Here is a 21,287-nt window from a genome sequence, read left to right as displayed (position 1 = left end):
GGGCGGCCAGCGCCGTCTTCGTGGCCGTCGGCACGCTGACGCGGGCGCGGAGCAGCTCCTCGGCCGGCGTCTCGCGGATGCGGTCGGCGAGCGCCTGGAAGAGCGAGTGCGCGAGCACGACGGCGCGGCGGCTGGAGCGGGGCAGCTCCGGGATGATCGCGGCGGCCTCGGCGAGGTCGTCGTCGAGGTCGGCGAGCAGCACCGCCTTGTCCGTCTCGGAGAACGCGCGCGGGTCGACGCCCGGGAAGTAGCTGCGTCCGAGGCCGTCGACGTCGGCCGCCAGGTCGCGGAGGAAGTTGACCTTCTGGAACGCGGAGCCCAGGCGGCGGGCACCGGCGACCAGGCGCTCGCGGGCGGCGGGCGCGACGTGGCCCGCATCCGGGGCGGCGAGGAACACGTGCAGGCACATCAGCCCCACGACCTCGGCCGAGCCGTAGACGTAGCGCTCGAACGACTCGGGCGTGTGCACGGTCTCGCGGAGGTCTGCCCGCATCGAGGCGAAGAAGGGACGGGTCAGCTCGGTGCCGAACCCGGTCGCCCTCGCGGTCCTGGCGAAGGCGTGCACGACGAGGTTCGAGCTGTAGCCGGAGTCGAGGGCGCGGTCGGTCTCGGCCTCGAACGCGTCGAGGGCCTCCTCGACGGCGGAGCGGTCGAGGTCGGCCGCCTCGGCGACCCCGTCGACGATCTCGTCGGCGACGCGCACCAGGGCGTAGACGTCCTCCACCCGCTCGCGGACGCCGCGCCCGAGCAGCCGCGTGGCGAGTCCGAACGACGTGGAGTAGCTGCGGATCACCTGCGCGGACGCCTCGTGCGCGACTCGGTCGTACAGTTCGCTCTGCCGGGTCATCGTGCCACCGTACGGGTCGTGGATGTGCAGGGGGTCATCGGTGCGGAGGGCCGCGCGTGGCGGCCTGGCACGACGGGGGTCATCGGGTGCGTCCGACGACGCTCGCGACGAGCGGGCGCACCTCGACGCGGAACGCCTCGGAGACGGCCGGGGTGCCGAGGGCCTCCCAGGCGCGGTTCGCGAAATCGCCGGCGAGGGACTCGGCGAACCCGCGGGCGCCGCACTCCTCGAGGATCCGGCGCACCCGCTCGGCGGTCTCGCCGCTGAGGTGCTCGTCGCCGATGAGGCCCTCGATCTCGGGCCAGCAGTCGGTCCCCGCGGCGTGCGCGATCAGGACCGTGCGCTTGCCCTCGCGCAGGTCGCCCAGCGTGGTCTTGCCGGTCTGCCCCTCCGAGCCGAAGACACCCAGCAGGTCGTCGACGATCTGATAGGCGATGCCGATGCAGCGGCCGAACTCGCCCAGAGCCTCGACGGCCTCGTCGGAGGCCCCGGCCAGGATCGCGCCCGCCTGCAGCGGCGCCTCGAACGAGTAGACGGCGGTCTTGAGGCGCTCCATCTCGAGCACCTCCTCGACCGAGGGCATGCCGGGCATGAGCGAGAAGTCGACGTCGGCGAGCTCCCCCGCCGCCGAGGCGAAGACGGCCTCGTCGAGGAGGGTGAGCAGCCGCGCGCGGACGGCGTCGTCCGCTCCGACGCCCTCGATCAGGCGGTGGGCGCCGGTCAGCGCGAGGTCGCCGGCGATGACGGCGACGGAGGTGCCGCGGTGCTCGGCGATAGGGATGGAGAGACCGGCGGTGGTCGCCTCGTCGCGGTAGCTGCCGGAGACGTTGGGCCCGCCGCGGCGGACGAAGTCGCGGTCGATCACGTCGTCGTGGACGATCAGCGCGGTGTGCAGGAGCTCGAAGGCGGCTCCGAGATGCGCGGCGCCTCCGAGTCGCGCCCGCCGAGAGCCTCGTAGGCCGAGATCACCATGAGGGGGCGGAAGCGCTTGCCCCCGCGGGTGTTGGCCTCGAGCGTCTGCCACAGGGTCGTGTACCGCGTCCCCAGCCGCTCCGCCCGGGCGCGCGCCAGGGAGAAGAACCGGTCGAGCACGGCATCGACGTGTTCCTGCCGCTTCCGGGAAAGAACCACGGGGTCGCGTGTATCCACGAGGGAGAGGCTAACAAGTTCGGTCATCTAGCACTAAGCCGGCTGAGTTCCCTCCTCGTGCTTGACTTACAGCCATGACTTCGGGAGGAATCGCCGTGCGCGAGGACGAGATCGAGCAGGTCGTCCTGCTGGACGAGACGGGCGGCGCCATCGGCGTCGCCGACAAGGCGACGGTGCACGACACGGAGACGGCGCTTCACTTGGCGTTCTCCTGCCACGTGTTCGCACCGGACGGCGCCCTGCTCGTCACGCGCCGCGCGCTCGGCAAGCGCACGTGGCCGGGCGTCTGGACCAACTCGTTCTGCGGCCACCCCGCCCCCGGCGAGCGGATCGAGGACGCCGTGGTCCGACGTGCCGAGCGCGAGCTCGGCGCCCGCCTCGAGACGCTGGAAGTGGCGCTGCCGGACTTCCGCTACCGCGCGGTCGACGCCTCCGGGATCGTCGAGAACGAGATCTGCCCGGTGTACACCGCGACCCTCTCGAGCCGCGACGCGCTGTCGCCGCGGGCGGACGAGGTCATGGACTTCGAGTGGGTCGACCCGGAGGCCACGCTGGCCTCGGTGCGCGCGGCTCCGTGGGCCTTCTCGCCCTGGCTCGTGCTGCAGCTCCCCCGCCTCCTGGGCTGAGAGACGCCCGGCGCCCTCAGTCGCCGTAGACGTCCGTGCGGTGGAAGTTGAGCGACGAGCGGGACGCGGTCGGACCGCGCTGGCCCTGGTAGCGCGAGAAGTACTCCGCGGATCCGTAGGGCTTCTCGGCCGGCGAGCTGAGGCGGAAGAAGCACATCTGGCCGATCTTCATGCCCGGCCAGAGCGTGATCGGCAGCGTCGCGACGTTGCTGAGCTCGAGCGTCACGTGGCCGGTGAAGCCGGGATCGATGAACCCGGCGGTCGAGTGCGTCAGCAGCCCCAGGCGTCCGAGCGAGCTCTTGCCCTCGAGCCTGGCCGCGATGTCGTCGGGGAGCGTGACCGCCTCGTACGTCGATCCGAGCACGAACTCGCCCGGGTGCAGGATGAACGGCTCGCCCTGCGGGGTCTCGACCAGCCGCGTGAGGTCCGGCTGGTCCTCGGCCGGATCGATGTAGGGGTACCGGTGGTTGTCGAACAGCCGGAAGAAGCGGTCGAGGCGCACATCGACGGACGAGGGCTGGATCATCGCCGGGTCGTGCGGGTCGAGACCGACGCGGCCGGAGGACAGTTCGGTCTGGATGTCGCGATCGGAGAGCAGCACGAGGCGATCCTAGGGCGTGGGGCGGCGCCCCCGGCGTGGGGCGCGTGCAGGCCTTGCTACGATGATCGAGTGCGCCTCCGAGGCGCCGCGCGAGTGTAGTTCAATGGTAGAACTTCTGCTTCCCAAGCAGATGGCGCGGGTTCGATTCCCGTCACTCGCTCCACAGACCTCCTCCCTTCCGCTCCCCCTCAGGCGCCCCCATCGGGCGACACGCCGAGAGGATCACCGCGAACGCGCGGGATGCGAGACATCGCGGTGCAGGGTGGAGGAGTGACAGAGCTCGTCCAGATCCCGTCGCCGGGCATCGCCCTGGAGTACGGGCGCCCCGGCCGCCCGGTCGTCGTCGTGCTCCACGACGTGTTCGGCCGGCTCTCGTGGATGGAGCCCTTCGCCGAGGCCGTCTCGAAGCACGGCTACCACGTGCTCGTCCCCGACCTCTACGACGGCTGGGCGACGCTCGCCCCGGAGGACGCCCGCGACCTCGCCGCGATGACCGCGCAGGATCGCGCGATGGCCGCGATCGCCGACGCGGTCCGCTCCGGAGCGGCCGAGGGAGCGCAGCGCAGCGCCATCATCGGCTTCGGCTTCGGCGGACGGCTCGGCCTGCTCGCCGCCGCCACCGGGCTCGTCGACGCGGTCGTCGCGTACTACGCGACGCTCGGGCAGGACGAGCACGCGCTCGTGCCGTGCCCGACGCTGCTCCACTACGCGCAGAGCGACGAGTGGCCCGACGGCGACGACCCGGAGGCGTTCGTGGGTCGGCTGAAGGAGGCGGGCACGCCCGTCACGGCGCACACCTACCCGGGCACCGTCCGGCACTTCGCGAACGGGACCCTGCACGAGGCCGTCGACCCCTCCTCCGCGGCGCTCGCCTACGCCCGGACGGTGTCGTTCCTCAACCCGCAGCTCATCGACTACTGAGCAGGCTCCGCGCTCAGCCGCGGACGTCGTGCAGGTGGTGCTGGACGTCGTGCAGGTAGTAGCGCGCCATCGTCTCGACGGTGAAAACGGCCCCGTCGCTGCGGCGGCCGGGGTACTGCCACTGCGGGCCCGTCACGCCGTCGAAGACGTCGGCGATCAGGCCCCCCTCCTGAACGAGCTCGCGGCCGACGACGGCCGGGTCCTGCTCCGAGTAGCGGTCCTCGACGGCGGTGACGTCCTGGTCCCAGTTGGGGAACAGCGGGTCGTCGCCCGCGAGCATCAGGCCCAGGCGCGTGCGGTAGATCCGGTGCACGTCGCGCACGTGCGCCGCGTACTCCAGGGGCGACCACGTCTCGTCGTCGGGCCGGCCCGCGGCGTCGTCGCGCTCCAGGACGTACGGCCACGCGGCGGCGTTCTCGCGGATGAGGTGGGAGACGTCGGACGCGTCGACGAGCGAGGCGTCGAATCCGCACTCGAGGCAGGGGCGCTCGGCGGCCCAGGTCCAGTCCTTGGTGTCGGGAGTGATCGGCATGACCCCACAGTAGGACCACGACTCGGGGTGCGAGGGACGGTGCACGGTCAGGGGACGGCGATCCCCTGCCACCCGCCTCAGCAGCGCTGGTGCACGGTGAGCGCGGCGACGCGCTCGCCCTCGGACGTCCACGGCAGGACGGGCAGGTCGGCCGCTCCCGACGCCGCGCCCTGCTCGACGGCGAGCGCCGCCAGCGCCCTCGCGACGTTCCCGGCGAAGTCGGCCCCCGCGGTCGAGCTGTTGAACGACACGGCGACCGTCAGCCCGGACACCGGGTCGGAGTAGGCGGCCGTCACGAAGCCGGGCGCCACCCCCGAGAAGCCCCGCAGCGGGCCCGCCACGTGCCCGCCCAGACCGGCGAGGAGCCACTCGGCGCGGCCCTGACCCTGAGGGACCGGATCCGCCCACACCGCCTCACCGGAGGGAGAGGCGGCGAGGCCGGTCGCGAGCCGTCGGAGGTCCTCGAGGTCGGTGACGACGCGCCCGCGGCGCCGAGTGCCGAGGGCGAGGCCGAGCCGACGTCGCGCCGCACCTCGCACTGCACGGCCCCGGTGCGCGGGTCGAGCGCGGCCGCGTAGCCGCGCGGCGCCGGGGCGGGCAGCTCGAGGGTCCGCGCCGAGGGCAGTGCGGTGCTGCGCAGGCCGTACCGGGGGACGACGTACTCGCGGTAGAGGTCGGCGACGCTGCGGCCGGTCGCCTCCGACGCGGCGAGCCCCGCCAGCAGGGGGCCGGTGGCGGAGTCGGACCAGGCGGCTCCCGGAGGCGCCGACGGCGCGCGGACCTGCGCGGCCGAGATCAGCTCCATCGTCGGCCACTCCCGGACGGGGTTCTGCAGGACGGTCGGCCAGAGCGCCGAGCGGAAGTCGGCGAGGCCGGAGGTGTGCGCGCAGAGCTGGCGGAGCGTCGTGCCCTCGATGCCTGGCAGGGAGCTGAGCGACTGCGCGATGTCCGCGTCGAGGTCCAGCCGCCCCTCCTCGGCGAGGGCGACGACCACGTCGCAGGTCATCGCCTCCGTCCCGCCCGTTCCCAGGCGCACGTGCGCGTCGGTGGTCAGCGGAGTGGGGTCGGCGTCCCCGGCGACGCCGAGCGCCGTCTCCCAGCCGCCCGCCCAGGGCGACCAGACCCCGGCGACGGCCCCCGTCGCTCCGGCCGCGCCCCGCGCCTCGTCGACGAAGGCCGAGAGCGCGATCGCGAGCTCGTCGGCCACCGGGCCGGGCGGCGCATCGGGGACGACGGAGGCCGTGCCGCGCGAGCAGCCGACGAGGGCCAGGACCAGTGCGGGGACGACGAGAGCCGCGACCCGTCTCCGCTTGCGACGCACGACCATGACCCTCGGCTCCCCCCGGAACATCCTCTGGAACGGACCCCACTGTACGGGCGCGCCCGGGCTCGAGGACGGCGCGCGACGGCGTCCGGCTCGTTCGTATCCGGACCGTGACCCGAGACGTCCACCCCGTTTCCAAACCGACTCGGCGCGGGTTACGAAGAAGGGGTGTCGGCACAGGGCCGTCGCGTGAAGGAGGTCCAGTCACCATGCGCAGATCACCCAACCGCCTGCTCGCCACCGCCTTCGGAGCGGTCTACCTCCTCGTGGGGCTGCTCGGCTTCGTCGTGACGGGCGGCGTGCAGTTCCTCGCCACCGACGGTGGGCTGCTCCTCGGGATCTTCGAGGTGAACCCGATGCACAACATCGCCCACCTGCTGATCGGTGGAGCGCTGCTGATCGCCGGGCTCTCGACGGTCGCCGCCGCGAAGACCGTGAACACGGTCGTCGGAGCCGCGTACCTGCTCCTGGGCATCGTCGGCTTCTTCGTGGTGAACACGTCGCTGAACGTGCTCGCGCTCAACACGGCCGACCACTTCCTGCACCTCGGCAGCGCGATCGTGCTGCTGGGCGTGGGTCTGGGCACCGAGAAGTCGACCCGGTCGCGAGCGGCCACCGCCTGAATCCGGGCGGCGACAGCCGCCCCCTCCTACTCCGTCCGCCGCGGGCCCGCCGTTTTCCGCGGCGGACGGACTCCACGGCCCCGGACGACACGATGCGGTGTGTCGATCCGGGGCCTTCCTCTTCTGCCGGAGGCGCTCGTGAATCCCCTCGTCCGCGGCTGGGCCGCCTCGGCCGCCCTCGGCGCCGGTCTGGTCCACCTCTGCCTCGCGTCCGTCCGGGACGACTCCTGGCTGATCGCGCTCGCGCTCCTCGGGCGCCGGCGAGCTCGTGTGGGCCGTCGCCGTCCTGGCCCGCGGCCGGATCCTCCTGCCGCGGGTGGTGCTCGCGGTCCCCGTCGCCACGGCGGTCTGCTCGGCCGCCGCCCTCGCCGCGGGGCTCCTGCGCGATCCGCTGCCCGCGCTCGCCGGCGGGGTGTTGCAGCTCGCCGCGGCGGCTCTCGTGGCGGCATCGCTCCGGCGCGCCCCCTCCGCCGATCGCGTGGTGCCGGCCGGTCGGACGGTGCTGGGCCTGCTGGCCGGGGCTCTCGTCGTCTCGGCGCTCGCGACTCCGGCGATGGCCGCGACCTCGGCCGGGCCGGGCGGCACCGGAGAGATGCAGGGCGTGGTGCAGGACGGGCACGGGCACTGAGCGGTCCACGACACGCTCCGGCCTCTGGCCTCCCTCCGCGCGGTCGGCTAAGGTAAGGCCAACCTAAGAAGCCGATCGGAGGCCCTCGTGTCGAACGTGATCCCGTTCTCGCAGGCACTCCGCGAGCGCATCGGCCAGTCCGGCGCGGTGGACGACGAGGGCGCCGCCTTCATGACCGCGCTGATGACCGGCGCCGGCAGCCGCGACGACTACATCGCGCTCGTCTCGCAGCACTACTTCGTCTACGAGGCGCTCGAAGCGGTCGCCGACCGCATGGGCGACGATCCGGTCGCGGCCCCCTTCATCTCGGCCAAGCTCACCCGCCTGCCCGCGATCGCCGAGGACCTGCGGTTCCTGATCGGCGAGGACTGGCGCGAGCGCATCCGCCCCCTGCCCTCGACGGCCGCGTACGTGCAGCGCATCACGACCGTGGCCAGCGGATGGAGCGGCGGGTTCGTCGCCCACCACTACACGCGCTACCTCGGCGACCTGTCGGGCTGCAGCATCGTGCGCGCGCTCCTCCAGCGCCGCTTCGGCTTCGAGACGAACGGCGTCGGCTTCTACCTGTACGGCGAGATCGCGACGCCGTCGGCGTTCCGCGCCGTGTACCGCGAGCAGCTCGACGCGGTCGACTGGGACGACGCCGAGCGCGACCGGGTCATCGCCGAGGTGGCGGAGGCGTACCGGCTGACGACCGAGCTGTTCCGCGACCTCGCACGCTCCCGCGTCGCGGCCTGATCGCGCATCACGACGTCAGGCCGACGCCGCGTCGCCCTCGACCGTCGCGACGGCGGCGGGCTCGGCCCGGCGCTCGGACATGAACCGCAGCACGTCCTTGTCGACGATGATGTCGCTCGGCCGCAGGGGCCGCGTGAGGTAGAGGCCCTCGAGACTCGTGATGCGGCTGAGCGCGACGTAGGTCTGCCCCGGGGCGAAGGCGCGCTGGCCGAGGTCGACCACGGCCGAGTCGTAGGTCTTGCCCTGCGACTTGTGGATCGTGACCGCCCAGGCGAGCCGGAGCGGGAACTGGGCGAACTCGGCCACGATCTCGCGGGTGAGCTTCTTGGTCGCCGCCGAGTAGGAGTAGCGGTAGCGCTCCCAGGTGGCCGGCTCGACCTCGTGCACCTCGCCGTCGACCTCGACCCAGACGGTGCCGGCGACCTTCTTCACGATCCCGATCGTGCCGTTGACCCAGCGCTGCTCCGCGTCGTTGCGGAGGAACATCACGTGCGCGCCGATCTTGAGCTCGAGGTTCTGGTCGGCCGGGTAGGTGCGCCCGCCGAAGTCGCCGCTGATCTCGGCGGTCGCCGTCTTGAGCGGGCCCTTGAGACGGGCCAGCGCCGTCTGGTTGATCCGGTTCACGGTGTCGTTGCGGGTCGCGAGGGTGATCGCCCCGTCGGTCGGCGGGGTGCGCGCGCCGGCCTCGTTCAGGACGTCGGCGATCTCCTTCGTGACCATGCCGAAGCGGACGGCGTTGAGCATCCACTTGAAGCGCTCGTCGCTCTGGCGGTGGATCCGGCCGAGCTCGACGATGCGCAGCGGAGCCTCCTGCCAGACCAGCGCGTCGAAGAACCACAGCGAGCGGTAGCGGTCGGCGAAGTAGGCGCGCTCCTCGGGGTCGCCCGGGACCGGGGCGAGCTGGAACGGATCGCCGAAGAGGACGACCTGCACGCCTCCGAACGGCTCGGAGCGCCGCTGCCGCGCCTGACGGAGGCTGCGGTCGATGCCGTCGAGCAGATCGGCGTTGACCATCGAGATCTCGTCGATGACGAGGGTGTCGATGGTGTTGAGGAGCTTGCGCAGCTCGGGCGTCTGATCGAGATCGGAGTCGGCGATCACGCCGATCGGCAGGCGGAAGAGCGAGTGGATCGTCTGACCGCCCACGTTCAGCGCCGCGACTCCCGTGGGGGCGCAGATGACGATCTGCTTGTCGGTGTTCCAGCTCAGGTGGTTCAGCAGGGTCGACTTGCCGGTGCCGGCGCGACCGGTGACGAACAGGTGCTCCCGGGTGTTCTCGATGAGGTCGAACACCCGCTGCTGCTCGTCGGAGAGGGTCGGCTGGGTCACCGGTCCACTGTACCCGCGGCCGTGCGGCGTCGATCCGGAACGGGCGGGACCGGGATCGACGGCGCCCTGGGGAGGAGCGTCAGCGGCGCTTGCCGAGGGCGGCGAGGCGCTCGTTGTACTCGTGGAGCTCCGCCTCGCCCGTGCGGTCGGCCTGCCGGTCGCGCCGCTTCGTCTCGCGGGCGTCCGATCTGCTCCACATCATCGCGACGACGATCGCGAGGGCGAGGGTCGGGATCTCGCCGATGCTCCAGGCGATGCCGCCGGCGGCGCGCTGGTCGGCGAGCGCGTCGCTGCCCCAGCCCATCGCTCCGTACCAGTCCGCGAGCAGGAGGCCCTCACCCGTCATGAGCGCGAGGCCGAAGAAGGCGTGGAAGGCCATGGTCCCCAGCAGCAGCAGCAGGCGCATCGGGTACGGCACCTGGTGCGAGCTGGGGTCGACTCCGATGAGCACACTGACGAAGAGGTAGCCGGTGATCAGGAAGTGCACGATCATCCACTCGTGGCCGATGTGGTCGGTCGTCGCCCAGCGGAACAGCGGCGAGTAGTAGAAGGCCCAGAGGGAGCCGACGAACAGCACGGCCGCGACGATCGGGTGCGACACGATCGTGCCGAAGCGCGAGTGCACGGCCAGCAGCACCCACTCGCGCGGCCCGCGGGAGCCGTCCGTCCGCCGGACGACCGCCCGTGCGATCAGCGTGACCGGGGCGGCCGGCACGAGCAGCAGCGGCACCGCCATCGTCAGCACCATGTGCGAGAGCATGTGGGCGCTGAACAGGTACTTCTCGTAGACGTTCACGCCGCCGTTGGTGATGTAGGCCAGCAGGAGCATGCCCGCGATCCACAGCACCGTGCGGTGCAGGGGCCAGGAGTCGCCCCGTCGGCGCAGGCGGAGCACGCCGGCCACGTAGAACGCGATGCCGAAGCCGGTGACGAGCAGCCAGATCAGGTCGACGTTCCAGAGGGTCACGAAGTTCATCGCGCTCGCCACGGGCGGCAGGGGCTCGCCGGTGAGCAGCTGGGCGGGAGTCGGGTCGGTCAGCTGGCTCGCGGCGACCTGGTCGACGGGGGTCGCGGTGCGCGCGAGTGCCGCGGCGACCCCGGAGGCGATGCCCATGAAGGCGACCTCGGCGGCGACCAGCCACCAGAAGCTGCGCCCGCCCGCGCCGCCGGCCGAGCGCATCCGCTCGATCAGGAACCGGCGCTGGACCAGGCCGAAGAGGCCGAGGGCGATCAGCGCCGCGACCTTCACGATCACGAGGATCCCGTAGCCGGTGAGCAGGTTGCCGAAGCTCGCCAGCCGCAGCTCGGCGCTGAGGTAGCCCGACGCCGCGACGACCACGAAGCTGACGAGCGCGAGGCTGGAGTAGCGCTGGATCACGGGCAGCAGGCGCGGACCGTCGAGGAGGGGCCGCAGCACGACGACCGTGACGAGACCGCCCAGCCAGATCGCGGCGAAGACGAGGTGCAGACCCAGCGCGGTGACCGCGGCGTCGTGCCCGGCGGAACCGGCGGCGTGACCCTGCTGCGCCATCGGGAGGAGGGTCAGCAGCGCGATCGCGGTGACGAAGACGAGCGCGGTCTGATTGCGCACGGCGAAGCAGAGCACCGTGACGACGGCGGCGAGCAGGGTGGTGATCAGCCAGGCCTGGCCGACAGGGATGCTGCCGATGAAGTAGCTGAGCTTGGTGCCGAAGTCACGATCGAGGCTCAGCGGGGTCTGCGTGACGTTGAGGAAGGTGAAGAAGCCGGTGACGGCCGCGGCGGCGGCGAAGAAGGCGGCGCTCGCGGCGGCGACGTCGAGGGCGACGGAGTACTCCGTGCGCGACTCGGCCGGCTCGTCCTGCGCGGGCTTCGAGACCTTCGCCGGCTTCGCCGGGGAGCGGGGGCTCAGCGCGAACAGTGCCAGCACGAGCGCGCCGATCATGCCGGCCGCACCGAGGTTGACCGCGAGCTTCGCGACGGGGAGGCCGTAGCGGACGACGGGACCCGGATCGTTCAGGAGCGGCGCGGCGGCTCCGCGGCCGAAGGCGAGCGCCGCGAGGAGGGCGATGAGCGCGGCTGCGACGAGCAGCAGCGCGGGCCCCGCGATCCGGACGGTTCGATTCACCCGTCAAGCCTACGTTCCCCGGCTGATCGGCAGCCGCGGGGACGACGAAGGCCCCGGCGCGGACGCCGGGGCCTTCGTCGGTGGACCGGAGCTACTTCGCTGCGGCCTTGAGCTTGGTGCCGGCCGAGACCTTGACCGAGTGGCCGGCCGCGATCTGGATGGTCTCACCGGTCTGGGGGTTGCGGCCGGTGCGCGCGGCGCGGGAGGTGCGCTCGACGGCGATCCAGCCGGGGATGGTGACCTTCACGTCGTTGGAGACGGAGTCGGCGAGGGTCGAGAAGAGCGAGTCGAGGACGCCGTTGACGGCGGCCTGGCTCTGGCCGGAGTCCGCGGCGATCTTCGCGACGAGCTCGGTGCGGTTGAGCGACTTGTCAGCCATTGGAGTGTCCTCCCAGGACGTTCGTGCTGTTGAGAACAGCTGGTGGTTGTGGATCGTCCTCGGCCGGGGACGGACTCCCTCTAACCGGTCGGACCGTCGGTAACCTACCAGCCCGACCCGCCAATGCACGTGATTCCGGGGCGCAGAAGCCCGGAATCACGCCGATCCGGGCCGTCGGGAGGCTCCTGGAGCCCCTCGGGCCCTCCCCAGGCGCGGATCGGGGCGCTCCTCCACCGATGCGCCGACGGCCCGCCCGGCCGGCCGTCGGGCTCGTCAGGATCGGCGCATGCCGCTCACCCTCCTCCCCCTCGCTCCCTCTCCCGCGACCTCCTCCCGGCCTGCGGAGCCGTCCCCCGTCCGCTCCGCAGTGCTCTTCCGGCGCCTCCGGTCGCCGCGCGAGCCGGCCTGACCGCGGTGGCCCTCGGCCTGCTCGCCCTGACGTCGGCCGTGCACCCGGTCTGGGCGCTCCCGTCGGTGAGAGTGGCGGCGGCGGCGCTCGTCGTCGCGGTCGCCGCCCTCCTCCGACCCGGTGAGCGCCGCCTCGGGGCGGCGGGCGCGGCGGCGGCCGTGCTCGCCCTCGCGGTGGCGACGGTCACAGTGCCGGCGACCCTCCGCGGCGCGGGCGATCTGCTCGGCTGGATCGCGGGGCTGCGCCCGTGAGCGGAGCGGCGGTCGTCCGCAAGCCCTCGGGGCCCGACCAGCCCGTCTCACTACACTCGGCCGGACGCGCGCCCGAGCGCGGAGGGAAGGCGGCCGGGATGGCGCAGACGACGGACGGCTGGATCACGACGGCGATCTGGTGGCAGGTGTACCCGCTCGGGTTCACGGGCGCCGAGACCGCGGCGGCCGACGCCCCCGAGGCGGTGCAGCACCGGCTGCCGGCGCTCCTCCCCTGGCTCGACGACCTGCTCGCGCTGGGCTGCAACGGCCTCCTGCTGGGTCCGGTGTTCGCCTCGAGCACGCACGGCTACGACACGGTCGACCACTTCCGGGTCGATCCGCGACTCGGCGACGAGGGCGACCTGGACGCCCTGATCGCGGCCTGCCGCGAGCGCGGGATCCGCGTGCTCTTCGACGGGGTGTTCAACCACGTCGGTCGCGACCACCCGTGGTGGCGCGAGGCGGTGGCAGCGGGCCCCGGCTCGGCGGCGGCCGCGCGGTTCTCGCGCAGCGACTCCGCCCGTGAGGTCGACGGCCTGCTCGTCGACGTCTTCGAGGGGCACGAGGCGCTCGTCGAGCTCGACCTCGCGAATCCCGAGGTGTCCGCCTACGTCTCCTCCGTCCTCGCCCACTGGCTCGAGCGCGGGATCGACGGCTGGCGCCTCGACGCCGCCTACGCGGTCGCGCCCGCCTCCTGGCGCGCGGCGATCGATCCGGTGCGCGAGCGGTTCCCCGAGGCGTGGTTCGTCGGCGAGGTCATCCACGGCGACTACGCCGGCTACGTGCGCGAGTCGGGCCTCGACTCGGTCACCCAGTACGAGCTGTGGAAGGCGGTGCGCAACTCCCTCGAGGAGCGCAACCTGTTCGAGCTCGCGTGGTCGCTGACCCGGCACGGCGAGTTCCTCGACTCCTTCCTCCCCCTCACCTTCATCGGCAACCACGACGTGACCCGCCTCGCCAGCGCCGTCTCGGACGAGCGGCACCACGGCCACGCGATCGCGGTGCTCGGCTTCGTCGGCGGCGTGCCGAGCATCTGGTCCGGCGACGAGCGGGGCCTGCGCGGAGTGAAGGAGGAGCGCGTCGGCGGCGACGACGCGATCCGTCCCGCCTTCCCCGCCGACCCCGCGGGCCTCCCGGGCGGCGAGGCGTACCGCGCGCACCAGGAGGTGATCGCGTTCCGGCGCCGGCACCCGTGGCTCGTGCAGTCGCGGACGAGCGCGGTCGACCTGGCGAACGCGTCGGTGCTGCTGGTCGCCGAGGGCCCGGGCGGCGAGTCGGCCCGGCTCGCCCTCAACATCGGCGACGACCCGGCCACCGTGGGCGGCGTGCGGGTCGACCCCCACTCCTGGGCGCTCCTCGACTGATCGGCGCGCCGCGTCCTATCCTCATCGCAGGACGGAACGCGCCGGGAGATCGGAGCGCCCGAGGCAGGAGCGAGCGGTGCAGGAGCGTGCGGTGCAGGACACGACGTCGGGGTTCGGCGCCTCCGGGCTCGATGCGCCGGAGGGCGCGCGGTCGGGGCTCGACGAGGCTCTCGACGCGCCGGAGGATCCTCTGGGCGACCCGGGACCGGGTGAGCGCAGCGGGCTCTCGAGCCGGATCGCCGAGGAGCTGCTCGACGGCCTGCCCGAGGACCTCGCGGGCGCTGGAGCCGGACCGGTCACGGCCGCCCCGGACCTCGCGCGCGCGGTCGAGATCGACGACCCGTCGCGGGCCGTCGGCGACGACCCCGCCCGCCCGATCCACGGCTCGTTCGCCGAGGAGTTCGAGCGGAGCTGACCGTCCCCCGGGGCTCGCGGACCCGACCGCCCGGACTCAGCCCGCGACGGTCGCGAGCGGCTCGCCCGCCGGTACGAGCGCGGTGTGCAGGAAGCGCACGAGCGACAGCAGCAGCAGCTCCTTCGAGTCGGCGCGGCGGTACTCGTGCCCCTCGCCGTCGAGCTGGAGGAACGACACCGGCCGGTCCAGCGCCTCCAGGGCGGCGACGATCTGCGTCGCCTCGCCCAGCGGCACGTTCGTGTCGAGCTCGCCGTGCACGACGAGCAGCGGCACGTCGATCGCGAAGGCGCGGCCCAGCGGCGACAGCTCCTCGAGCAGCTCGGCGTCGTGCTCCGGGTGCCCGTACTTCGTCACCGCGGCCGAGGCGATCCACGGCTCGGTGTCGCGGTAGAAGGTGAGCAGGTGCGACATGCCGCAGATGTCGACTCCGGCCGCGAAGACCCCCGGGGAGAACGCGAGCGACGCCAGCGTCAGGTAGCCGCCGTAGGAGCGGCCGGTGACGGCGATGCGCGAACGGTCCGCGACTCCGGAGTCGACCAGGAAGTCGGCGGCGGCGAGCACGTCGTCGAACGCCCCGTACCGGCGCTCGACGTCGTCGGCGTGCACGAAGTCGCGGCCGAAGCCGGAGGATCCGCGGACGTTCGGCGCGAAGACCGAGACCCCTGAGGCGGCCGCCGCCTGGTGCTGCGCCGAGAAGGTGGGCCGCTCCTGCGACTCCGGTCCGCCGTGCAGGCTGAGCATCGCCGGCCCGGGGCCCTCCACGCCCGGCGCCCGGTACAGCCAGCCCGAGAGCGCGAGGCCGTCGCGGCCGGTGAAGCGCTCGAGCGTGGGCACGACGAGCGGGGCGGCCGGAAGGACGGGCACCTGCGTGATGCGCGACCACTCGTGGGTCGCCGTGTCCATCCGCCACAGCTCGCGCGGCCGCTCCGGCCCCTCGACGCCGAGCACCACCGAGCTGCGTCGCGGGAGAGCACGGGAGTCGTGGCGACGAGCCCGGGCAGCCCGGTCACGGGCACGCGCTCACCCGTCAGCGTGTCGAAGAGCTCGATCTCGCTCGAGCCGGCGACGTTCCAGACCAGCATCAGCAGGTGCCCCGCGTCGTCCGCGTCCAGGCCCTCGAGCTCGGCGTCGTCGCGGGCGGCGAGGCGTCGGATCCGCCCGCGCCAGCCGTCGGGGCCCAGCGGCATCGCGACCAGCTGGCGCCGGGGCAGATCGACGTCGGTCGCGAGGTAGGCGACGATCGGGCTCTCGTTGTCGTTCAGCGGGGCGGGGCGCAGGAACGCGACGTCCGTCGATCCCGTGCCCGAATCGGGCAGGAGGGGGTGGTTCTCGTCGGTCAGGCGATCGACGACCGAGCAGTACTGGTGACCGCGCTGGCCGTCGCGGACCACGACGAGGCGCTCCTCCGTCGACAGGTCGAGCACCGAGATGAGGTCGCCGTCGACGAGCGGGCGCCGCTCGGCGGTGACCGGATCGACGAGGAACGACCGGGTGGGCTGCTCCGGCTCGGCCGACGGCACGGTGACGACGACGTGGTGGCCGCTGCGGGTCCACGGCCCGAGCTCGGCGTGCGCGTCGCGCGAGCCGGCGATGCGCTTGGCGTCGGAGCCGTCGGGCCGGACCACCCAGACCTGCGTGCGCACACCGCCGTCGGTCGCGACCAGGCAGGCGAGCCACGCGGAGTCGGCCGACCACGAGACCGAGAGCACCGGGTCCTCGGTGAAGCGGATGCAGTGCGCCTCGGGCAGCCCGCCGTCGACGACGACGTCCTGCACCCAGACCTCGGGTGCGCCTCCGCGATCGCTGATGAAGGCGGCTCGGGCGGCGTCGGGAGTCATCGACGGGCCCCAGCTGCCCCAGGCGTGCACGAGGTCGAGACCGAGCTGCTCGGCGGCGAGGAGCCCGGTCGTCACGGTGGAGGTCATGGTCTCCATCCTCCGGCACCCGTCGGGGCCGGTGTTCCGCGGGACGCGAACGCGGGACGAACAGCCCGCGTCAGCCGACGCCGTGCTCCTGCAGCCACATCTCGAGCAGGGCCAGCTGCCAGAGCTCGTTCGAGCCCAGTCGCGTGCGGGTCTCGTTGGGCGAGGCGAGCAGGGAGTCGACCAGGGCGGGGTCGAAGATCCCGCGCCGCCGGGCGGACGGGTCGGTCAGGGCCGCGCGCACGCGCTCGAGGTACGGGCCCTCGAGCTGGCGGATCGCGGGCACCGGGAAGTAGCCCTTCGTGCGGTCGACGACCTCGTCCGGCACGATGCCCCGGACAGCGCGCTTGAGCACCCCCTTGCCGCCGTCGGCCAGCTTGAGCTCCGGCGGGATCCGCCCGACCAGCTCGACGAACTCGTGGTCGAGGAACGGCACGCGGGCCTCGAGCCCCCACGCCATCGTCATGTTGTCGACGCGCTTCACCGGGTCGTCCACGAGCATCACGGTGGTGTCGTTGCGCAGCGCCGCATCCACGGAGGTGTCGGCACCGGGCCGCGCGAACCGCTCGGCGATGAAGGCGGTCGCCGCGTCCTCGCCGCGCCACTCCGGTCGCAGCAGCGCCTGCAGCTCCGGGAAGCCGCGGTCGAAGAACACCGACGCGTACGCCTGGGCGGCCCGCTCGCGCGGCACTCCGGCCAGCGGCGGATACCAGTCGTAGCCGCCGAGCACCTCGTCAGCGCCCTGACCGGACTGCACCACCTTCACGTGCTGCGAGACGTCCTGGCTCAGCAGGTAGAAGGCGACCGCGTCGTGCGAGACCATCGGCTCGCTCATCGCCCCGATCGCGCCGTCGATGCCGGGCAGCAGCCGCGACGAGTCGATCCGGATGCGGTGGTGGTCGGTGCCGAAGCGCTCGGCGACCAGGGTCGAGTACTCGAACTCGTCGCCGGACTCTCCGCCGGCCGAGTCGAAGCCGATCGAGAAGGTCTGCAATCCGGTCTGGCCTGCCTCGGCCAGCAGCGCGACGACGAGGCTGGAGTCGATGCCGCCGGACAGCAGCACGCCGACCGGCACGTCGGCGACCATCCGCCGCTCGACCGCCGTGCGGAACGACGCGATGAGCGCCTCCTGCCAGTCCTGCTCGGACCAGTCGGCGCGCGAGGAGTCGCGGGTGAAGACGGGCTCCCAGTAGACGCGCTCGCGGCTCGTGCCGTCGGGCTCGAGGACGCGGACGGTCGCCGGGGGCAGCTTGGTGACGCCGGCGAGGATCGTCCGCGGTGCGGGGACGACGGAGTGGAAGCTCAGGTAGAGCATCAGTGCGGTGCGGTCGATCGACGTGTCGGCGACTCCGCCGGCCAGCAGCGCCTGCACGGTCGAGGCGAAGCGGATCCGCTCCCGCGTCTCGTCGAGGTACAGCGGCTTGATGCCGAGCCGGTCGCGGGCCATCACGACGCGCCCCGACTCGTGCTCGACGATCACGAAGGCGAACATGCCGAGGAAGCGGTCGACGCAGTCCTCGCCCCACTGGGCGTAGGCCTTGCCGATCACCTCGGTGTCGGAGTGGGAGAAGAAGCGGTGCCCCTTCGCCTCGAGCTCCGTCCGGAGCTGCTCGTAGTTGTAGATGCAGCCGTTGAAGACGATCGAGAGGCCGAGCGCGGAGTCGATCATGGGCTGCGAGCCCGCGACGGACAGGTCGATGATCGAGAGCCGGCGGTGGGCCAGCGCGACCGGGCCGCGCGCCCACAGGCCGTCGCCGTCCGGGCCGCGGTGGGTCTGGCAGCCGCTCATCCGGTCGACGGCCTCCACGTCGGCCCGGCGGCCGTCGAGCCGGATCTCCCCCGCCACTCCGCACATGTCAGGCCCTCACGATCCAGGTGTCCTTCGCGCCGCCGCCGCGCGAGGAGTTGACGATCATGCTGCCCTCGGCCGCGACGCGGGTCAGCGCGAGAGGAGCGAGTCGCACGTCGGCGGCTCCGGTGCCCGTGACGAAGACGAAGGCGCGCAGGTCGACGTGCCTCGGCTGCAGCTCGGTGCCCGAGAACGACGGCAGCGACGACAGCCGCACGACCTCTTGCGCCACCCAGCCCTCCGGGTCGGCCGCGATCGCCGCGCGGCGCTCGGCGACGCGGGCGGCGGGAGCGGACGGGCCGATCATGACACCGCGGCCGCCGTAGCCGTCGACCGGCTTGGTCACCAGCTCGCCGACCCGCTCGAGGACGATGCGGCGCTCGGCCTCGTCCTCGGGCCGGTAGGTGGGCACGGACTCCAGCAGCGGGCGCTCGTCGAGGTAGTAGCCGATCAGCTCGGGGACGGCGCAGTAGAGCGCCTTGTCGTCGGCGATGCCGTTGCCCGGCGCGTTGGCGAGGAAGACCCCTCCGGAGGCCGCGACCTCGACGATCTCGCGGCCCAGCGGCCGGTCGCCGACGCCGAGCTCGGCCAGCTCGTCGTCCAGGCGCAGGTAGAGCACGTCGACCTGCGTGCCGGAGGCGAGCACGCGTCCGTCCTCGACCTCGAGGTCGCCGAGCTCGAGGAGCAGCAGTCCCGCGCCCTCGGCCAGGCGGCGGTGCTCGAACCAGGCCGAGCTGTCGGCACCGCTCGAGAGCAGCGCCAGGACGGGCTCGCGGCCGTCGGTGCGCCGGGCGCCCGCCGCGAGGGTGCGGCGGAGCGCGTCGAGGGTGTCGGCGGGGTCGAGCAGCCCGGTGGGCCGGGGCAGGTCGGGCAGGACGTCGTCGAGCAGCGAGCGGATGCCCAGGGCGTAGGCCATGCCGCTGGGATTCCGGAGGTTGTCCTCCAGCACGCGCCAGCCGCCGAACTCGTTGCGCACGAGGTCGAAGCCCATGACCGGCCCGCGGACCACTCCGCGCGGCAAGCGGGTCGCCTCCTCGCGCCAGCCCGCGGTGCCGGCCGGACGGCGGACCACGCCGTCGCGGACGGCGCGGCCCTCGCCGTAGACGTCCTGCAGGAAGCACTCGAGGGCGCGGGCGCGCTGCTCGAGCCCTGCGGCGAGCTCGCTCCACTCGTGCGCCTGGAGCACCCGCGGCACGAGGTCGACCGGGAACGCGCGGTCCTCGCCGTCGAGCCGGAAGGAGATGCCCGCGTCGAGCACCTTCGCATCGCGCGCCGCGTGCAGCTCGACGAGCCGCTCGGGACCGAGTCCGCGGAAGTGCTCGAGGATCGGCTGGTAGGCGGTGCGCGGACGTCCGCCGGTCGCCACCGCCTCGTCGCCCGCTCGCACGCGGTAGGTGCGCAGGCTCGGCGCCGGCAGGATCGGTCCGCTCGCCGGCCCGTGGGTCTCGGCGACGACCGCGTCGACGACGGCCTCGAGCGCGCCGTGCTCGGCGAACACCGCGCGCTGCCGGTCGGCCGAGTTGCCCCGGGCGATCAGCGCCTCGGCCAGCTCCCGCACCTGCTCGAGGTCGCCGAGCTCCTCGAGCGCCGGCTGGAGGCGCGCGATCATGCTGCGCAGCGCCTCGGCCGCCGGGACGGGCCGCGGGTGCTCGGTGTGGTCCAGGAGCGAGCCGGCGAGCCCGCCGCGGGCGGCCTGCCAGGTGGCCGCGCGCTGGATCGGCGGCGGGGTCGAGCGGAACGGCCGGCCCGCCTCGATGTCGAGCTCGGCCGAGCGGACGAGACCGCGGAACAGGCCCGCCACCAGCACGGCGTCGTCGACGATCGGCATCGCGTCGCAGACGCGCAGCTCGAGCGTGGGCGCGTGCGAGGAGGGTCGGACGTCGAAGTAGGCCATCTTGGAGTCGGCGATCACCCCGGTGGCGATCAGATCGTCGAGGAGGCGGTCGTACTCGGCCGCGGAGGCGAGCGGACCGGTGGCCCCGGCGCTCGGCCAGCGCTGCCAGATGATCGTGCGGATGCTCGCGTAGCCGGTGTCCTGGCCGTTCCAGTAGGGGCTGCTCGCGCTCGCCGAGAGCAGCACGGGCAGGTCGCGCGCGATCCGCTGGGCGATCTGCACCGCGAGCTCGCGGTCCGAGACCCCGACGTGGATCTGCGTGCCGCAGATCAGCTGCTCGTCCACGAGCATCCGGTACTGCTCCTGCATCCGGCCGTAGCGGCCGGTGCTGGTGAGCTCGAAGTCCTTGTGCTCGGACCTCGGGGCCGTGCCGACCGCCGCGATGCCGATGCCGTCGGGCGCCGCGGCGTCGATGACGGCCTTGCGGAGGGTGATGAGCTGCTCCCGCAGACCGTCGAGCGAGTCGACGACCGGCGTGTTCGTCTCGACCGTGGTCCGCTGCAGCTCGGCCGAGAAGTTGGCCTTCGGCAACCGCGCCAGCACCTGGGGTGCGTGCGCGGAGAGCTGCTTCGTCTCGAGGTCGATCAGGTGGAGCTCTTCCTCCGCGCCGAGTGTGAGTTCTGCGCGCATGCGCCCACCGTACGGCGCTCATGTTTCGGGGAGGTACGGGTTGCCCGGGCGGATCGGGAGTGCAGGGGCGCGGCCGGCCGGCCTCAGATCGACGTCGGCAGCCCGAGACCCTCGACGATCTCGCGCCCGAGAGGCGCTCGAGCGTCGAACCCGGCAGCACGATCTTGGAGCGGCGCACTCCGCTGCCGATCACGACGAGCGGGCGCAGGAGCACGCGGGCGTCGACGAGCAGGCGCCAGCCGGAGGGCAGTCCGACCGGGGTGATGCCGCCGTGCTCCATCCCCGATTCGGCGACCGCGCGGTCCATCGGCAGGAACGAGGCCTTCCGCACGTCGAGGAGGCGGCGGACGGCGCCGTTGACGTCGGCGCGGGAGTCGGCGAGCACGACGCACGCGGCGATCCGCTCCTCCCCTCCGCGCGAGCCGGCGACGACGACGCAGTTGGCGAGGTCGGCGTCGTCGAGGCCGTAGTGCTCCTTCGTGGCCGCGGTGTCGGAGAGGGCGGGATCGATGTCGACGACGCCCAGGTCGCCGAGCACGCCGTCGCGCTCGGCCGCGGCGAGGACGGCCTCGGGGAGCAGCTCGGGGTGCTCCGAGGCGGGGACGGGGACGAGTGAGCCGAGGGCGGCGGTCATGGGGGCTCCGGAGGGTCGGGGACGGGTCGGATCCATCGTTCCAGGAGGGCGGGGGCCGGGAGGGTCGCTCGGCGCCGTCCGGGGCCGGTCAGTGCGAGGCGGATCCCTCGCGGGC

21 protein-coding genes, 1 tRNA gene and 1 pseudogene are annotated in these 21,287 nt (G+C 73.1%); 9 read left to right on the top strand and 14 right to left on the bottom strand.

Annotated elements, in window-relative coordinates; all coding sequences use genetic code 11:
• From B0T42_RS16120 to B0T42_RS21580, 3 genes are all read right to left on the bottom strand, one after another.
• A partial coding sequence (locus B0T42_RS16120; RefSeq protein ID WP_158078158.1) for a phytoene/squalene synthase family protein occupies window positions 1–847 on the bottom strand: 847 nt, incomplete at its 3' end.
• Window positions 848–926: 79 nt separating this feature from the next.
• Window positions 927–1,727 carry a polyprenyl synthetase family protein gene (locus B0T42_RS16115; RefSeq protein ID WP_236720352.1) on the bottom strand — a complete coding sequence of 267 codons (801 nt, stop codon included), beginning with the start codon at window positions 1,725–1,727 and terminating at the stop codon, window positions 927–929.
• Entirely contained in the window at window positions 1,727–1,939 is a 213-nt protein-coding gene (locus tag B0T42_RS21580) for a hypothetical protein (protein ID WP_236720353.1), read from the bottom strand. The genes B0T42_RS16115 and B0T42_RS21580 overlap by 1 nt, the downstream gene beginning before the upstream one ends.
• 131 nt (window positions 1,940–2,070) lie before the next feature.
• On the opposite strand from B0T42_RS21580, the gene idi reads away from it, so the two are divergent.
• Window positions 2,071–2,622, top strand: coding sequence for an isopentenyl-diphosphate Delta-isomerase (gene idi, locus B0T42_RS16110; RefSeq protein WP_077224078.1), 552 nt, complete (start codon window positions 2,071–2,073; stop codon window positions 2,620–2,622).
• A gap of 16 nt (window positions 2,623–2,638) precedes the next feature.
• Here idi and dcd read toward each other — a convergent pair whose 3' ends face one another.
• Window positions 2,639–3,223 carry a dCTP deaminase gene (dcd, locus tag B0T42_RS16105; RefSeq protein ID WP_077224077.1) on the bottom strand — a complete coding sequence of 195 codons (585 nt, stop codon included), beginning with the start codon at window positions 3,221–3,223 and terminating at the stop codon, window positions 2,639–2,641.
• Between the two features lie 89 nt (window positions 3,224–3,312).
• Between dcd and B0T42_RS16100 the strand changes: the two genes are divergently transcribed.
• Together B0T42_RS16100 and B0T42_RS16095 are read left to right on the top strand one after the other, a co-directional pair.
• A tRNA-Gly gene (locus B0T42_RS16100) sits at window positions 3,313–3,386 on the top strand.
• A gap of 107 nt (window positions 3,387–3,493) precedes the next feature.
• Window positions 3,494–4,144: a dienelactone hydrolase family protein gene (locus tag B0T42_RS16095; RefSeq protein WP_077224080.1), complete on the top strand. Its 651-nt coding sequence runs from the start codon at window positions 3,494–3,496 to the stop codon at window positions 4,142–4,144.
• A 13-nt stretch (window positions 4,145–4,157) separates the two neighbouring features.
• Here B0T42_RS16095 and B0T42_RS16090 read toward each other — a convergent pair whose 3' ends face one another.
• The 3 genes from B0T42_RS16090 to B0T42_RS16080 form a co-directional block, all read right to left on the bottom strand.
• The gene (locus tag B0T42_RS16090) at window positions 4,158–4,676 is read right to left on the bottom strand and encodes a DinB family protein (protein WP_077224076.1); all 519 of its coding nucleotides are present in this window, start codon (window positions 4,674–4,676) and stop codon (window positions 4,158–4,160) included.
• A 77-nt stretch (window positions 4,677–4,753) separates the two neighbouring features.
• Window positions 4,754–4,987, bottom strand: coding sequence for a hypothetical protein (locus B0T42_RS16085; RefSeq protein ID WP_139344545.1), 234 nt, complete (start codon window positions 4,985–4,987; stop codon window positions 4,754–4,756).
• Complete coding sequence (locus tag B0T42_RS16080; RefSeq protein ID WP_158078157.1) at window positions 4,969–6,003, bottom strand: serine hydrolase domain-containing protein; 1,035 nt, start codon at window positions 6,001–6,003, stop codon at window positions 4,969–4,971. The genes B0T42_RS16085 and B0T42_RS16080 overlap by 19 nt, the downstream gene beginning before the upstream one ends.
• A 206-nt stretch (window positions 6,004–6,209) precedes the next feature.
• On the opposite strand from B0T42_RS16080, the gene B0T42_RS16075 reads away from it, so the two are divergent.
• From B0T42_RS16075 to B0T42_RS16065, 3 genes are all read left to right on the top strand, one after another.
• Window positions 6,210–6,623, top strand: a complete 414-nt coding sequence (locus tag B0T42_RS16075; RefSeq protein ID WP_056866327.1) for a DUF4383 domain-containing protein — start codon at window positions 6,210–6,212, stop codon at window positions 6,621–6,623.
• Between the two features lie 268 nt (window positions 6,624–6,891).
• Complete coding sequence (locus B0T42_RS16070; RefSeq protein WP_077224073.1) at window positions 6,892–7,251, top strand: hypothetical protein; 360 nt, start codon at window positions 6,892–6,894, stop codon at window positions 7,249–7,251.
• An 87-nt stretch (window positions 7,252–7,338) separates the two neighbouring features.
• A complete protein-coding gene (locus B0T42_RS16065; protein WP_077224072.1) occupies window positions 7,339–7,989 on the top strand; it encodes a biliverdin-producing heme oxygenase in 651 nt (216 codons plus the stop codon).
• Between the two features lie 15 nt (window positions 7,990–8,004).
• Here the strand turns inward: B0T42_RS16065 and B0T42_RS16060 are convergent, their stop codons facing one another.
• From B0T42_RS16060 to B0T42_RS16050, 3 genes are all read right to left on the bottom strand, one after another.
• Window positions 8,005–9,318, bottom strand: a complete 1,314-nt coding sequence (locus B0T42_RS16060; protein ID WP_077224071.1) for an ATP-dependent DNA helicase — start codon at window positions 9,316–9,318, stop codon at window positions 8,005–8,007.
• Between the two features lie 79 nt (window positions 9,319–9,397).
• Window positions 9,398–11,425, bottom strand: coding sequence for a bifunctional copper resistance protein CopD/cytochrome c oxidase assembly protein (locus B0T42_RS16055; protein ID WP_201788567.1), 2,028 nt, complete (start codon window positions 11,423–11,425; stop codon window positions 9,398–9,400).
• 91 nt (window positions 11,426–11,516) lie between these two features.
• Window positions 11,517–11,804 (bottom strand): HU family DNA-binding protein, encoded by a 288-nt coding sequence (locus B0T42_RS16050; RefSeq protein ID WP_055786347.1) that lies wholly within the window; start codon window positions 11,802–11,804, stop codon window positions 11,517–11,519.
• 414 nt (window positions 11,805–12,218) lie between these two features.
• On the opposite strand from B0T42_RS16050, the gene B0T42_RS16045 reads away from it, so the two are divergent.
• The 3 genes from B0T42_RS16045 (at window position 12,219) to B0T42_RS16035 (ending at window position 14,243) form a co-directional block, all read left to right on the top strand.
• Window positions 12,219–12,464 (top strand): hypothetical protein, encoded by a 246-nt coding sequence (locus B0T42_RS16045; RefSeq protein WP_077224070.1) that lies wholly within the window; start codon window positions 12,219–12,221, stop codon window positions 12,462–12,464.
• A gap of 98 nt (window positions 12,465–12,562) precedes the next feature.
• Window positions 12,563–13,828 (top strand): alpha-amylase family glycosyl hydrolase, encoded by a 1,266-nt coding sequence (locus B0T42_RS16040; protein WP_077224069.1) that lies wholly within the window; start codon window positions 12,563–12,565, stop codon window positions 13,826–13,828.
• Window positions 13,829–13,919: 91 nt separating this feature from the next.
• Window positions 13,920–14,243 carry a hypothetical protein gene (locus B0T42_RS16035; protein ID WP_139344544.1) on the top strand — a complete coding sequence of 108 codons (324 nt, stop codon included), beginning with the start codon at window positions 13,920–13,922 and terminating at the stop codon, window positions 14,241–14,243.
• Between the two features lie 36 nt (window positions 14,244–14,279).
• Here the strand turns inward: B0T42_RS16035 and B0T42_RS20730 are convergent, their stop codons facing one another.
• The 4 genes and pseudogenes from B0T42_RS20730 to B0T42_RS16015 all read right to left on the bottom strand — a co-directional run.
• Window positions 14,280–15,146 (bottom strand): alpha/beta hydrolase family protein, encoded by an 867-nt coding sequence (locus B0T42_RS20730; RefSeq protein ID WP_201788566.1) that lies wholly within the window; start codon window positions 15,144–15,146, stop codon window positions 14,280–14,282.
• 1,092 nt (window positions 15,147–16,238) lie between these two features.
• Window positions 16,239–18,020, bottom strand: a complete 1,782-nt coding sequence (locus B0T42_RS16025) for an N-acetylglutaminylglutamine amidotransferase (protein WP_077224067.1) — start codon at window positions 18,018–18,020, stop codon at window positions 16,239–16,241.
• A 1-nt stretch (window position 18,021) separates the two neighbouring features.
• Complete coding sequence (locus B0T42_RS16020) at window positions 18,022–20,538, bottom strand: carboxylate--amine ligase/circularly permuted type 2 ATP-grasp protein (RefSeq protein ID WP_077224066.1); 2,517 nt, start codon at window positions 20,536–20,538, stop codon at window positions 18,022–18,024.
• A 193-nt stretch (window positions 20,539–20,731) separates the two neighbouring features.
• Window positions 20,732–21,172, bottom strand: a pseudogene (locus B0T42_RS16015) (YbaK/EbsC family protein); the annotation flags it as partial.
• Between the last annotated feature and the right edge of the window lie 115 nt (window positions 21,173–21,287).

The organism is Rathayibacter rhapontici, assembly GCF_001995175.1.
Taxonomy (GTDB): domain Bacteria; phylum Actinomycetota; class Actinomycetes; order Actinomycetales; family Microbacteriaceae; genus Rathayibacter.
The sequence above is the reverse complement of the archived record's forward strand: the minus strand, read 5'-3'. Positions and strand labels throughout refer to the sequence as shown.